General features: G+C 42.7%; 16 protein-coding genes. 10 read left to right on the top strand and 6 right to left on the bottom strand.

Features of this window, described 5'->3' with window-relative positions:
• Positions 1–233: hypothetical protein (locus tag A5875_RS20730; RefSeq protein WP_088935461.1), on the top strand; the 233-nt coding region annotated here is incomplete at its 5' end.
• An 88-nt stretch (positions 234–321) separates the two neighbouring features.
• Here the strand turns inward: A5875_RS20730 and A5875_RS20725 are convergent.
• Together A5875_RS20725 and A5875_RS20720 are read right to left on the bottom strand one after the other, a co-directional pair.
• Entirely contained in the window at positions 322–2022 is a 1701-nt protein-coding gene (locus A5875_RS20725; RefSeq protein ID WP_088935460.1) for an adhesin, read from the bottom strand.
• 273 nt (positions 2023–2295) lie between these two features.
• Entirely contained in the window at positions 2296–2667 is a 372-nt protein-coding gene (locus tag A5875_RS20720; protein WP_088935459.1) for a hypothetical protein, read from the bottom strand.
• A 199-nt stretch (positions 2668–2866) separates the two neighbouring features.
• Between A5875_RS20720 and A5875_RS20715 the strand changes: the two genes are divergently transcribed.
• On the top strand, positions 2867–3304 hold the full coding sequence (locus A5875_RS20715; protein WP_088935458.1) for a universal stress protein: 438 nt from the start codon (positions 2867–2869) through the stop codon (positions 3302–3304).
• 162 nt (positions 3305–3466) lie between these two features.
• Here the strand turns inward: A5875_RS20715 and A5875_RS20710 are convergent, their stop codons facing one another.
• Together A5875_RS20710 and A5875_RS20705 are read right to left on the bottom strand one after the other, a co-directional pair.
• Complete coding sequence (locus tag A5875_RS20710; protein WP_088932427.1) at positions 3467–4792, bottom strand: IS4 family transposase; 1326 nt, start codon at positions 4790–4792, stop codon at positions 3467–3469.
• Between the two features lie 144 nt (positions 4793–4936).
• Complete coding sequence (locus A5875_RS20705) at positions 4937–5257, bottom strand: DUF960 family protein (RefSeq protein ID WP_088935457.1); 321 nt, start codon at positions 5255–5257, stop codon at positions 4937–4939.
• Between the two features lie 189 nt (positions 5258–5446).
• Between A5875_RS20705 and A5875_RS20700 the strand changes: the two genes are divergently transcribed.
• Positions 5447–6328 (top strand): diacylglycerol/lipid kinase family protein, encoded by an 882-nt coding sequence (locus tag A5875_RS20700; protein WP_088935456.1) that lies wholly within the window; start codon positions 5447–5449, stop codon positions 6326–6328.
• 25 nt (positions 6329–6353) lie between these two features.
• Complete coding sequence (locus A5875_RS20695) at positions 6354–6761, top strand: pyridoxamine 5'-phosphate oxidase family protein (RefSeq protein WP_088935455.1); 408 nt, start codon at positions 6354–6356, stop codon at positions 6759–6761.
• A 44-nt stretch (positions 6762–6805) separates the two neighbouring features.
• On the opposite strand, the gene A5875_RS20690 is transcribed toward A5875_RS20695, so the two are convergent.
• Positions 6806–8065, bottom strand: coding sequence for an MFS transporter (locus A5875_RS20690; protein WP_088935454.1), 1260 nt, complete (start codon positions 8063–8065; stop codon positions 6806–6808).
• 432 nt (positions 8066–8497) lie between these two features.
• Here A5875_RS20690 and A5875_RS20685 point away from each other — a divergent pair, with 432 nt between their 5' ends.
• The 6 genes from A5875_RS20685 to A5875_RS20660 all read left to right on the top strand — a co-directional run bounded on the left by A5875_RS20685 (position 8498) and on the right by A5875_RS20660 (position 13351).
• Positions 8498–9064, top strand: coding sequence for a glycerol-3-phosphate responsive antiterminator (locus tag A5875_RS20685; protein WP_088935453.1), 567 nt, complete (start codon positions 8498–8500; stop codon positions 9062–9064).
• A 158-nt stretch (positions 9065–9222) separates the two neighbouring features.
• The gene (locus tag A5875_RS20680; RefSeq protein ID WP_088935452.1) at positions 9223–9999 is read left to right on the top strand and encodes an SDR family NAD(P)-dependent oxidoreductase; all 777 of its coding nucleotides are present in this window, start codon (positions 9223–9225) and stop codon (positions 9997–9999) included.
• Positions 10000–10067: 68 nt separating this feature from the next.
• Positions 10068–11189, top strand: coding sequence for an ABC transporter ATP-binding protein (locus tag A5875_RS20675; protein WP_088935451.1), 1122 nt, complete (start codon positions 10068–10070; stop codon positions 11187–11189).
• A gap of 11 nt (positions 11190–11200) precedes the next feature.
• Positions 11201–11821 (top strand): ABC transporter permease, encoded by a 621-nt coding sequence (locus A5875_RS20670; RefSeq protein WP_088935450.1) that lies wholly within the window; start codon positions 11201–11203, stop codon positions 11819–11821.
• Between the two features lie 4 nt (positions 11822–11825).
• On the top strand, positions 11826–12734 hold the full coding sequence (locus A5875_RS20665) for an osmoprotectant ABC transporter substrate-binding protein (protein WP_088935449.1): 909 nt from the start codon (positions 11826–11828) through the stop codon (positions 12732–12734).
• Positions 12734–13351, top strand: coding sequence for an ABC transporter permease (locus A5875_RS20660; protein ID WP_088935448.1), 618 nt, complete (start codon positions 12734–12736; stop codon positions 13349–13351). The genes A5875_RS20665 and A5875_RS20660 overlap by 1 nt, the downstream gene beginning before the upstream one ends.
• A gap of 30 nt (positions 13352–13381) precedes the next feature.
• On the opposite strand, the gene A5875_RS20655 is transcribed toward A5875_RS20660, so the two are convergent.
• Positions 13382–14095 (bottom strand): MurR/RpiR family transcriptional regulator, encoded by a 714-nt coding sequence (locus tag A5875_RS20655; protein ID WP_088935447.1) that lies wholly within the window; start codon positions 14093–14095, stop codon positions 13382–13384.
• Between the last annotated feature and the right edge of the window lie 240 nt (positions 14096–14335).

The following is a 14335-nucleotide window of genomic DNA, read 5'->3' as shown; positions in this document are numbered from 1 at the left end:
AGGATTTAGAGTATTATATTTTAGATGAAATTGCTAATAAAAATTTTAGCAACCTGACTCATCAGTTTTTCAAAACCTCTAAAGCTGAATTTGAGGACAGCTTGGCTGAATTAAAGAAACACGGCCTTATTCAAGGCAACATATTTGATAGCAATGGGTCCATCAAAAACCAGTTTAGATTTTTCTTCTTATCTGAAAAAGGAGAGAGCCTATTAAGCGATAGCGCATGCTAAAAAAATTCGGATCACTCATCATGAGTGATCCTTTTTAGATGATAAAGAAGAACACTTGTGAAGTTTCAAGCGTGCTGAGCATAATTTGCTAGTGTCTTCGTTTTGTTCGTTTCCTGAACTTGTCCATAACAAGAGCTCCAGCCACGATAATAACTCCGCCTAAAGCCAGCCAGGAAATATAGCTTCTGCTGTTGGAAGTTGAGGCTTGATTAGTATTGCCGCTGCTGGATTTGACTTCGGTGACACTTTCACTGGTTTCGGTATTTTCAGCAGCCGTACTTTTATTGGTAAAAGCAGTTGCTAACTGAAAATATTGATCAAGGGCGGTGCGATCGATTGAAGGTTCACTCAAGGTACTACTGTCATCTAAACTGATCTGGTTGGAGTAAGCTCCTGTAACGGTGATAATCGTTGAACCAGTTCCTTCCACAACGGTTTCTCCATTGGCCATGATAGTCACGCTTTTCCCATCCGTATCAACAATTTCTCCGCCCGCTTCTACATTCAAATTCGTTACCTGTGAATCATCGGTCACAATCCATTTAGAGCTTTTATCGACAGTGACAGTGATAGGCGCTTCAGTGGCAGCGGTGTTTACATCGTTAGTGGTGATTTCAGTATTGCCGCTATAGGTGGTTCCTTCGGTCAAGACCAGATTAAGACTGCTGATCGAATCAACGCTGATTTTTCCAGCTAATTTTTGTTTGATTCCCGTGAAGGTCACCTTGCCGTCATTGCTGCCGGCAGTTCCCCAATTATTCGCATCGTTTCCTTGAATCGTTAATAACGCTGCTTGGTCACTGTCAAAGTCTAGCTTGGTGTCCTGCAAAATAACATTCGCCTCCGTATTCGTCACATAAAACATGGTGCCTTCAGTCGCACTTTTCAAGGTCGAGTTGACTGCTTCGAAGGTGGCGGTTTCCCCAGTAGCTGCTTCCGCGTCTCCGGAAGTCGATTGATAGATAATCACGCCATTGGCAATAGGATCGCTGCCGGTTGTTCCTGTTAATTCGCTGGTTAATTCAGAGTTGTAAATTTGAATCGAGTTAAGGCCTTCCATGCCGGCGATCTGGCTGCCGCTGGAAGTTCCCGTAACATTATTTACCTCAATGTCGCCAGTTGAATAAAGCAGCGGCGATCCTGAACCCTGTGTAGTAAATTGGCTGTCTGTCACAGAAACATTTCCGCCACCGCGATCGGTTGCCAAGGCCGCACTATGATCGCCTTTGGTACTGATTGTGGTTTTGTTCGCAATGATTGTTCCGCCATAGGTCGCATCCATTCCGCGGGAGTTATCAGCTTCCGTCGCAATTGTATTGTCATTCGCGTAAATCGTTCCATTATCTGTGGCAAATAACCCATTGCTTCCTTGGTCGCTCGCTGTTAATTGACTATTTGAAAGATAGGCAAAGGAATCTTGGTTCACCGCCAATAAAATCGAGTTTAGACCATAAAAATTACTATTATCGTCATTTGCGCTTGCGCCAGTTTTTTCTAACGTACTTTTTTCGAGTGTCAATGTCCCGCCATTTTTCACCAAGGCCGTATTTTTATCGCTTCCATCGGAACGTTGTGTCTCACTGGTTGAAGTGATCTCCTGATTGTCCGCGACCAAACTGCCCGTTAATTCGCCAGAATAATCATAAGTCATGGTATCGGCGCCGCCCATTCCGCCACCGCCATCTGGCGGAGCGGCAGGTGCCCCAGTTTGTTCAACGCCTATAACAGGAGTGGTACCTAATAATAAAGTGCTTAATAATACAAGCACCGCGGCTCGCTTTGTTTTCAATAGAAAAGCCCCCTTTTTGGTGATATTTTTCCTTCAGTCTAGGGGGACAACCTTAAATCAAACCTAAAAGAATAGGTTTTTTGAGCAACAAAAAAAGGAAGCTCTTCAGCTTCCTTAAAAATATTATACGTGGACGGCTGGAATCGAACCAGCACCTCTTTCTTAAATGCGGACTACTTCATTGAACGAGTAAAACACCAAGTTCATCCACGCTTATTAGTATAGCGAAGCGGGAATGTTTTTGAAAGCTGTTCAGAAGTAATTAAAAAAATATTATACTTTGACTTTTTTCTCGAAGTCTTCTGAGAATTCTTTAGCGATCATCCAACCATAGCTTTCAGTGATAGCAGCGGCGGTGGAGCCGTTGATGACATTACCGGCGACTGGAAGTTTTCCGGCTAGAAAGCGGGCGGTCATTTGGCCGGCTTTTTGCGCTAAGAATTGAGTAGCCAGTGCTTTAGCGGCGCCTTGCTCTAATTTGATATGAAAAACTTTGCCCAAAGCAATCACCATAGCAGTTTGGATCGGTAATAAAACGGTCGCATCCGGAAACGGCAGCTGTGCCATACCTGCGCCAACACCTGCGGCGGCAGTAGAGGCACTATGGATAATGAGATGGGCTTTTCTTCGTTGTATTTTGTTCATTGCAGAAGCTCCTTACTCGATTAAATGTATTTTTACCGGTTGGTTGAAGAAAGTTTAGCATCTTGAAGCGAAAAGAACAATTTATCTAACCGTCTTTAAAGCAGTTTTAAGCATTGCAAAATTAAAAAAACGAGGAGGAAGGTTTTATTTTTCGAACGATCGTGGAGATGATAAAATAGGACTGAAAGGGGCGGTAAAAATGGTTGATGAATATAAAAATATTTTAGTTGCTGTGGATGGTTCCGAACAATCCAAAAAAGCGTTTGATGAGGCGATCAATATCGCCAAAAGAAATAAAGGCAAGCTGACCTTGGCAACAGTGATCGATACGGCTAGTTTTACCGGGACGACCGGAGGGAATTCGATTCCCCTGATGCAGGAGGTCCATGAAAAAGCCCAAAGTATTATTACCGAGTTGGAGAATCATCGTGTGGCAGAAGAAGCAGAGGTCCATCTGACTTCTCAAATCATCGCCGGCAATCCTAAGCGTGAGATCGTCGAGCTGGCGGAAAAATTGGAGACCGACTTGATCGTGATGGGAGCGACCGGACTAGGTGCTTTGTCCTTATTATTCGTAGGTTCAACGACTGCCTATGTAGTGAATCAGGCGCCATGTAATGTCATGGTCGTAAAATAAGCACACAAAAAACGTCTGACGTTGGTCCAATGTCATTAACTTAAGCATCTTGACAAATAAACACTAGCTTCGTTTGAAGAATTGTTCTTCAAACGAAGCTAGTGTTTTGTCTGTTATAGAATCGGATACACGACTAAATAAGCTACTTGATAGATAACGTCATTAATAAGTATATCTATAAGATCGCCTAGATTTGTTTATAGTGTGATGCCTTGTAGCTATTCGATCAGGACGAACTGGAATAAGGTGTTGTTTAATTAGTTCACTCATCCGTTCTACCGACTCATGGCGTTTTTCTGGAGTATTCCCAAGGATTGATTGAATGAAATAGGTTTTAACGACCCCTATAGAAATACTGATATTTCGCCTCATTTCATGCTTATAGCGTTCTTGTGGGATTCCTTCTGTTTCATTTAATTCAATTATATAAAGCATAATTAAATTGTATAGCCAGACACAACAATAAATATCTTGGCGAATCAACCAGTCTCGAATTCCACTAAACTCTTCCAGCTTCATTCGATTTTTTAAAATATTATAGGCGGTTTCAATTTCCCATCTTAAACGATAAAGTTCCTTCAATCCTTCCAAAGAAAATTCATCGGGTGTTAGATTTGTCAAAAGCAACTCATCATAAGTCTCGCCGGTAGTTCCTCTGACTAGAGGGATTTTTACGAAGCGCAAAGTGTAGGTAGTATTCATTAATTTTGTTCGAAAAGAACGATTTTCTCGATACTTATTCGTTTCTACACGATTAAATTGAACATCAACGGTTCGATCTTCTCCAGAAACAAGCGTTCCTGTGTAGCGCTTTAGGTTCTGTTTATCCATACGAATGATAAACTTTTGATTATTTTCTATCATTTGATCAATTAATTTCATAGAGAAGTAGCCTCGATCAAAAGTAGTAATGGTCGGTTGTCTAAGAATTTTTTTAAGTTGGTTGAGGTGTTGGGACGCACACTCACGCTCGCTGAATTTATAAGGTTCAATGCAAGTGTCGAGCGCGACCTTATTGATACAATCATAGAGAAGAGAAATTTTTGCCATCACGGTACTAATCGCTTGATTCGGTTTATTTACACCATAAATTTCGATAGTTTCTTCTGTTGAGGGCAAAATAATATCTGAACTATCGATCGCTGTGACAATGTATCCATTCAATTTCACTAACTTATCGTCGTATTTTTCATAAGCCATTGAGAGATAGTCTTCCATCATCAAGTGAAGTGCTTTTGGGTTAAACTTCATTCGTGCTTTATAAAAGGCGACAGTTGAAACGTCTAATGGTTTGTTTTGTACAGAGTAAAAGTTGAGAAGTTCTGAAAATTGCGACAAGCCTTTTTGAGAAAACATTTGAAGCATCAGCTTAAGTGGCGTTGTTTTTCTTTTTCGAGTGAAGGCACGAGGATTTCCTTCTCGAATATCTTCTAAAAAAATTGTAGGAGCTTCTTCGATAAATTCATAAAAATCATCCCACATCATCATTTTCAGTACCTCCTCCGAAATTATCAATCTTTTACTTAAAGTATAGCTTGAAAAAGCAGAAAAGAAGTATAAATCTGCAATACATGCAAATTTATACTTCTTCATGAAAGTCAACATGCTTAAGTTAATGACATTGGACGTTGGTCAGACGTTTTTTTCGTCTAGTGTCATCAGCATTTCAGTGCCGTCATCATAGACATACATGACTTTGGGAAATTCTATTTCTTCATAAGCTTCAACATAAGGTGCGGTGATTCCGTCAGAAAAATAGGGATCACTCTGGGAGTAAACGACACTTAATGTCCGAGCAATTTTGTTTTTAAAAAAATGAAACCGTTGTGGTGAAGTGAGCGGCAATCCTTTCATCGGGCGCATGAAAATCATATGCCAAATTTCCTGCTGCATATGTTCAGGAACGACGTCAAAAGGCACTTCGCTGCGACGCGGTTTTGTTGGTTCAAACATTTTTCTCAACCCTCTCTTTGCTTTATCATAGCAGGTTTTTTTAAGAAAAAAAGTAAAAGCAATCATTTTATAAAAATTTAGTTCGTTGAAACAGTTTTTTTAGGTTAAAAATGATAAAGTAAAATAGAAAAGGTTAGAACAATTAGTATTCTAATTAACATTAAAAGTGATTGAATGAAGGTGAAAAAGATGCATTACGGAATATTTTTTAATCCTAATGCCGGAGATGGAAACGCAGAAAAATTAGCAAAAAAAATGCGTGAAAAATTTGAACAGGCCGGTCATTCAGCCGACTATTTAACAGCACCCGATCCAGAAGAAGCAGTCAAAACAGTAAAAGAAGCAGTCGAGAAATTCGATGGGATCGTGTCGATCGGCGGCGATGGTTCGTTAAATATCGTTGGTACGGCATTTGTGCAAGCTGGAAAAGCATTGCCATTGGGGATTATTCCTGGTGGTACGATCAATAATTTTGCCAAACGCTGGCATTTGCCGATGGATGAAGAAGAGGCGATGGACGTGATCATCGCTGGCCATCAACGAAAAGTGGGCATCGCGGCTTGTCAGGATCGCCAGAAGGCAGTGATCAGCTCCTTTACCTTTGGCTCTTTTGCGGATATTTCCAATGAAGTCCGGCAAAGTGAAAAGCGAAAATTCGGCTTGATCGTGTATCCGTTGAAAGCCATCAAACAAATTGGAAAAGATTCGTCTTATCCTGTGGAGATCACGGCTGAGGGTTATCATGAAAAATTAAAGGTGTGGTTCTCCTTGGCGACGACCACGCATTCGATTGGCGGAAGACCGTATGTTGATACTGATTATGACAAATTGCATGTCAGTATTTTACACAATATGCGTCTTCGAAAATTATTGCAGCTGTTCCGGTTTATCTTTACCGGACGTCTCAAGGATTCTGATGCGCTGACTTATTTAGAGACCGACAAGCTGGAATTGAAACCATTGACCGATAAAAAGATCTACTCTCGAATCGATGGCGACAAGGGACCTGCATTACCATTAACGGTGGAATTTCTGGCGGATTTTGTGCCGCTTTATGTACCAGAAAAATAAGAAAAGGAAGAGGGGGGTTTTTGAATTGGATAAGAATATAGAGACATTGTTAGCCAACGCCGATACGTTTATGCTGATCACGATCGATCATCGCGGCTTTCCGCATCCCATCGCTGTATCGCCGCCGCTTGAACGAAATGGTTTTTATTATTTCAAATTTTATATTAACGGTGATGGCAAAACGGCGGAAAATATTCAGCAAAATCGCAGCGGCAGTTTATTCTGTTTTGACAAGGAAAAGCATGAGAGTATCGCTTTGAAGGGGTATTTGTTCGCAGAAGAATTAGTCGAGTACAAAAAATTAGCTGCTCAGTTGAATGAGTTCCAAAAAGAATTGAATTATGAACATCCCATGATCGCTGTTTTTGAGACATTAAGCATCAAGCATTATGAAAATATGCACGGCGAATTTTTAGATGTACCGGAAAAATAAAAAAGATTCATCCCTTTAAAAATGAAGGGATGAATCTTTTTTGCTTATTTAACTTCGACAGCGGCAACTTTTGCGGCTTTGTCTTTTTTGATGATGGCAGTAAGAACCAATGAGAAGATGATACAACCGACACCCATTGCGATCGCATACATGAACATCATATTAAAACCGGCTTTACCAGGATTTGAATCCAACCAGCCGCCGATCATCGTGTACATGAAGACATCTGGCAGATAGCCTAAACAAGAAACGATCCCTGATACACGACCGGTCATCTCTACTGGGAAGCCAGCATCATCAATGATCGCGAAATATTGACTGCGAACGACATAAATAAGGAACAAACCAAAGATGAAGTTCGCGATGACAGCTGTTAATAGACCCGCGCCTTCTGGTAAGACTAAGAACCCAGCAAAGCAAAGAGTCAGTAATCCAGCACCGCCGATAATCACCCGGATACGCGAGCCCATTTTATCCGCGATAATCCCTCCGACGATCCCGCCGCCAGCTTGTACTAAATAACGTACACCACCAAGAGTAGTCCCGCCTGCTACCGAAAGACCATAGACGTTAATCGCATAAGTATTGATGTAGCCCAAAATTCCGTAAATACTATAAGCAAAGAAAACAATGGCCACTAACACCCATGTACGGGGCATTTTCAAGGTTTTGAACATGCCGATCGCAACTTTTGAGATCGGTTCTGTGTGAGATTCTGCTGCTGTGTCTTCAATAACGAACCAATTTAAAATACCAATAATAATAACAGCAATGGCACATACACGAATCGCCCAAGCAGTTCCTAATACTTCATTTGAAAAACGACTATACACAGCTGTCATCCCAAATACGAGTACGGCGTTCAACAGACCGCGTAATCCTTCTTGCCAACCGAACAAACGTCCTTGTTCCGAACTATCCCCCAACATCCGAGTCGCTTTAATCGCTGCGGACCAATAGGTGATGATGGTAGAGATCCCCATCAAGACGAAAATCAGCCGACTGATTTGGAAGCCTGGAAAGGTTGAGAACCAAAAACCCAGAACACCTGTCACTAAGAATGAAAAGGTCAGCAACTTGCGAGCTGAGAATTTATCCGCCACGATCCCGCCGATAAAGTAAGAAAATGTTGCCATTGTGGCATAACCGGAAGAGAGCATACCCATTTGTGCATTTGTCAGATCCATGGCTTTTTGGATCGGCACATAAAAGGTCTCCCGAATGTAAGGAAGCTGAAAGATAATCCCAGCACCGGCTGAAAGTAGCAACAACGTTCCCCATTTTTTAACTGCTTGCTTGTTCATATAACACCCTCCTGATTGTGAATTCTTTTACAAAAAAACAAAAAAGAAGCAACGCTTAAGTAAGCGTTACTTCTCTCTGGTCTCCAGTAACACCCAAAGTATAGAATCATATGAAAGCGATGTCAACAACTTTTTATAGCAAAGTGATTTCGAAAATAATTTTTCAGCGAAATTTTCATGTTTGAAAAGCCTGTAAAACCTTGATTTTACAATGGATTTCCGCAAGTAGATTTTTATTTAAGGAATTGACGAAAGAGCAGTTATCCCTTAGACTGGTAAATACTAACATTTTTGAGTTAAATGGCAGCGAGAAATTGACGGCGCATTTTAGAAGGAACGCTTTATCGTTCTTGGGATTTCTCATGTAAGGGTTTGTGAGATATGCTAGAATGAAAGCGGATTAAATTACTTAGTAGGGATAAGGATAAAAAAATGAAAAGAAAAATTATTCAAATGATGGAGGACAATCCGCTGATTGCCGCCGTCAATAGCAAGCGCAGTTTTGAGAAGGCCTTGACCTGCGAAAGTGATATCATCTTCGTCTTGTATGGAGATGTGTGCAGCATCGTGGACATCGTCGATCAATTAAAAGAGGCGGGCAAGATCGTGATGGTGGATGTGGATTTGATCGACGGGTTGGCAACGAAGGAAACCGCGGTTGATTATTTAAAGCGCGCCACTAAAACGGACGGCATTATCAGTTCGAAATCGATCCTGCTGCGAGCGGCGAATGCTCGAGGCTTGTTTACGATCCATCGCTTTTTCTTGATCGATTCGAAGTCTTTTCATAATCTGCCGAAGCAATTAGGAACATCAAAAGCAGATGTAGTAGAGGTTTTACCAGGGGCGATGCCAAAAGTTTTATCTTGGGTGCAAGATGTTGTAGACGTTCCGATCATAGCCAGCGGGCTGGTTTGTGACAAGGAATTAGTCATGACGGCCTTGCAGGCAGGGGCAGTCGCCATTTCAACGACAAACATGGATGTTTGGGAAATATAAACAAAAAAAGGTCGTAGCTAAGAGGACAGAGAAAAGCGGACACCAGTTTATTTGGTGTTCGCTTTTTTGTGTGCTTGACGATATCTGGTCGGACGAACGAGTTTTTAAAAAGCGAACAAGTTCGCGGCGGCTTTATCACATAAACGGAGGGAAGATAAATGGAGATCACAGAGTTCAGCATGGATTTTTTTTCACTGGCTGGAAAAGTCGCTATCGTAACTGGAGGAAATACTGGTATCGGGCGGGCGTTTTCGCTGGCATTAGCCAAAAGCGGGGCCAATATTTTGGTTCCCAGCTTGATCGATGACGATGGGACAACGCAGAAAATTATTGAAGAGACGGGGTCTTGTTATGTCTTTATGGAGGTTGATCTGACCGAAGAAGGGGTGCCGCAGCAGGTGGTCGAGCATTGTGTGGAGGTCTTCGGTACGGTCGATGTGTTGGTAAATTGTGCCGGGATGCATCTTTGCGCTGAGGTTACTCAGTTTGATCGTTCGAAATGGGACCCGATGATCCAGTTAAATCTGACGGCTGCTTTTGAAATGTCTCATCAAGCAGCTAAAGTGATGATTCCTCAAAGAAGCGGCAAGATCATCAACATCTGTTCACTATTTTCATTTTTAGGCGGACAGCAGTCTCCAGCAAATGCGGCAGCTAAGCATGGACTGGTAGGTTTGACGAAAGCATACTGTGATGAACTGGCTGGATACAATATCCAAGTCAATGGGATCGCCCCAGGGTATTTGGCGACGGACATGACAGAATGTGATCGGGAAAATCCAGAAATCAATCAACGAGTCTTGGCCCATGTCCCAGCGAATTATTGGGCAGAGGAGGCTGATTTGATGGGGGCGATGGTTTATTTGGCAAGTCCGGCCTCGAATTTTGTGAATGGGCATATTTTACCGATCGACGGCGGCTATCTGGTAAGGTAAACGGCTATCGTTCGTCGTGGCAGTTTTATGTGCCACGGCAATTACATAAAAATGGAGGGAACATTGCTATGATCGAGTTTGAACAGGTAGAAAAAAGGTATGGAGAAAAGGCGATCGCCGTCCACCCCTTTGATTTGACGATCGAAGACAATCAATTTATTTGTGTGATCGGGACCAGTGGGAGCGGGAAAACCACGTTGGTACGAATGATCAACCGAATGATCGAGCCTTCAAAAGGCAGTATCAAAATCAATGGGCGTGACGTTACCAAACTGAATGAAGACGAACTGCGGAGACAAATCGGCTATGTCATTCAAAATATCGGTTTATTTCCGCATATGACCATCAGAGAAAATATTATGATCGTGCCAAAGCTTCTGAAGTGGAGCGATGAAAAAAAATCCGGGATCGCCGAACGTTTGATCCAGCGGGTCGATCTGCCCTTGGATTATTTGGAACGAAAGCCGAAAAATCTTTCCGGCGGTCAGCAGCAGCGGATCGGTGTGATCCGGGCATTGGCAGCCAGCCAAGATATTATTTTGATGGATGAACCCTTTGGCGCACTGGACCCGATTACAAGAGATGCGCTGCAGGAAATGATTAAAGGCTTGCAGCAGGAGATGAATAAGACGATCGTTTTTGTTACCCATGACATGGATGAGGCGATCAAGCTGGCGGATAAGATCATTATCATGGATCATGGCGAGATCGTTCAATACGATACGGTGGAAACGATCTTGGAGCACCCTGCCAATGATTTTGTCGAAGAGCTGATCGGAAAACGCAAGCGCAATGTCTATTACAACAATGAAATGACTGTCTCCGATCTGATGGTGCAGCGGGTCGAAGCGATCTCGTTAAGCAAATCGGTCACTGAGGCGATTAAACAAATGTCGGAGAAAAAAGTGGATACCTTGCTGGTGGTGGATGACCAAAATTATTTGAAGGGGTTTGTCGATATTAATTTTATCGAACGCAATATTTCCAAATTGAAGCCAACCTCTTCAGTTTTTGATGTGATGGGGACGGATACAGCAAGTGTGAATCAAAATGATCGGGTGGCGGATGTGATCGAGCCGCTGATCAATCATATTTATAAATATTTGCCGGTGGTGGATGATGAGAATCATTTGGTGGGCATCGTGACCCGTTCAGCATTGGTGTCGCTCGTACAGGAACAGCTGCAATAGGAGGTGATGACATGAATTTTTGGACCGAATACGGTAATGAGATTTTATTAAAATTTTGGGAGCATTTCTATTTATCCTTTTTGGCGATTTTTCTTGGCATCCTAGTGGCGGTTCCTTTAGGGGCATTGTTGACGCGGGTCGAAAAAGGATCAGAGACGATCATCAAGGTGGTCGGCGTTTTTCAAACGATTCCGTCGTTGGCGCTGCTGTCGATCATGATCCCATTTTTCGGCATTGGAAAAATACCAGCGGTGATTGCGCTCTTTCTATATTCGCTGCTGCCGATTTTACGTAATACCTATGTCGGCATCAAATCGGTTGATGCGACTTATTTAGATGCCGCCAAAGGGATGGGGATGTCGCAAATGCAGCGCTTATTGCAGATCGAACTGCCCTTGGCGATGGGGGTCATCATGGCGGGAATCCGCGTGTCGACCGTCTATGTTATTTCCTGGACGACCTTGGCTTCGTATATTGGTGCCGGCGGTTTAGGGGATTTTATCTTTAACGGGTTGAATTTGTACCGGATGGATCTTGTGATGATGGGGACGATCCCGATCACCTTGCTGGCGCTGCTTTCGGATGCTTTGCTTAAGCGTTCAGAAATCAAATTAACGATGGATAGAGGGTGAGTCGATGAAAAAGCGAATTTTTCTATTAGCGGCGATGCTCCTGCTTTTCGGAAGTTTTATTGTGCAGAATTTTTCTAACAAGGACGATACGATCACGGTGGCTGGCGGAGTGACCTCTGAATCACAGATTTTAGGGAATATCGTGGTGGAGCTGCTGCAGCATGCCACCGATAAAAATATCGTCTATCTAAATAATCTGGGCTCAGCCAATTTGATGCATGAGGCGATGGTGCGGGGAGACTTGGATGTCGCACCAACACGTTATACTGGCACGGACTTGATCGGTACTCTAGGCTTGCCGACGGAAAAAGATCCGGCTAAAGCCTTGAAAATCGTACAAAAGGAATTTGATCAGCGTTTTGGCTTCGATTGGTTCCCAAGCTACGGCTTTTCTAATCAGTTCACCTTTATGGTGACGCAAGAAACTGCCAAAAAATTCGGCTTGAAAAAGGTTAGTGATTTAAAAAAATGTGCGAGTAAGATGCGTCTAGGTTCTGATCAGACGTGGTATAAGCGAGAAGGCGACGGCTACAAAGGCTATACTGAAGCCTACGACACCAAGTTTCAACGGGTTTATCCCATGCAGGTGGGCTTGCTTTACGATGCCTTGGTTTCGGAAGAATTAGACGTGATCTTGGGCTATTCGACTGATGGACGGGTCGGCAGCTACGACCTTGTGTTGTTGGAAGACGATTTGAAATTCTTTCCGCCGTATACTGCCAGCGTTGTTGTATCAGGGGAGACGTTGAAAAAATACCCAGAATTAAAACCGATTTTGTTGAAATTACAGGACACGATCGATACGGAAACGATGCAGCGCTTGAACTATGAGTCGGATAATGAGCTGTTGGAGCCCAAAATCATCGCGCGGCGTTTCTTGGAGAAGCATAACTTTTTTGAGGAGGGAAGCTGATGTTTGATAATTTGATCCAGTATTTAAGTGAAAACTCTTCGTACTTGATCGCGCAATTTGGCGTGCATGTCTATATTTCGGTGATCGGTGTGGTGCTGACCTTCCTGATCGGATTTCCGTTAGGGATATTATTGTCTGAACGGCAAAAGCTTTCCGATATCGTGATCGGGATCATCAATGTGATTCAGACGATTCCGTCGATTGCGATGCTGACGGTGCTTTTGATTTTGATGGGACTAGGGCAAAATACGGTAGTGGCGACGGTTGTCCTGTATTCCTTATTGCCGATCGTCAAAAATACGTACGTCGGTCTGGTGAATGTCGATCCGATGTATGTGGACAGTGCAAAAGGGATCGGCATGAATCGGTATCAGATTCTTTATATGATCAAGATTCCTTTGGCGATGCCGGTGATTTTAGCTGGTGTGCGTAATGCTTTAGTGATCTCAGTCGGTATCACAACGATCGGTTCGTTCGTTGGCGCGGGTGGTGTCGGCGATGTGATCTTGCGGGGAATCGCCATCACTGACGGCGGTCCGATCATTATTGTCGGCGCGGTTTTGTGTGCGTTTATTGCCATGATGATGGATTGGATTTTTGATTGGATCATGAAATAAATCCTAAAAAAAAAGAAGCCCTTCGCGAGTTTATTCGCGAGGGGCTTCTTTCATCAGCTTACGAATGACTTCCTCGATGTACATTAACAGGATCGTCCGTGTTTTTTCATGAGATTTCAACTGCTCGTCTTGGTGAGACTTGGTTAAGAAAATAATCTCACTGGCATCGAGGGATAGGTCTGTGTTCAACTCCTCCATCACCAATAATGATTTGGCGTGGTGTTTTTTCGCCTCTTCGAACAAAGGATCGAAGGTGGCGAATTTGCCGGCAACGGAAAAGATCAGCAGCAGCGAATCTTCTGTTAACAGATCTGGGATCAGTGACGGCTGGCTGACGCGAATGACATTTTTGTTCAAGGTGAAATTCAGCTTGTATTCAAAGTATTCCATGCAAAAGTTGGTTGGCCCGTAACCGAAAAGCAAAATCTTTTCGGATTGTTGGATCAGGTCGGCTAAATAATCGACGGCTGATTCATCGAAATTTTCGATGAACTCTTTGATGCGGGCAAACTCGCTGTTTAATTTTTTTTGCTTGATTAATTCTTTGCCGGTTAAAAAGCGGGAATACTCTTTGTAGCCGGAGAAGCCCATCTTTTTGACCAGCTTAGAAACTTTGGAAGGCGAGACCTCCGTCAGTTTCGCGGCTTCGGTGATGGTCAAGTTTGGATTGACTTGGCTTTCCTCCATCAAACGGTTATGGATTTTTATTTCTAGATCGTTTAAACGATCCAATTGTATTTTCATAGGGCTGCCTCCTTATTCGCAGGGATTTATCTTGAGTTCAGAATAGCATAGCTAGAATCTAAAAAGCAAACAATAAGTGGAAAATTTTCCTAAAAGAAGGATAAAAATGAAATTAAATAGAAAATTTAATCAAATTTTAATGTAAAATGGAAAATGACCCTTTATACCTGTCTCTTATACACATCTAGATGTGTATAAGAGACAGCCAGAAGGACGTTGGGGCGATGTTGCTGACTTGAT

Origin of the sequence: Enterococcus sp. 3H8_DIV0648 (assembly GCF_002140655.1) — a bacterium.
Classification (GTDB): Bacteria; Bacillota; Bacilli; order Lactobacillales; family Enterococcaceae; genus Enterococcus_A; species Enterococcus_A hulanensis.
Note: the sequence above shows the minus strand (reverse complement) of the source record. Positions and strands in the feature narration are given on the sequence as shown.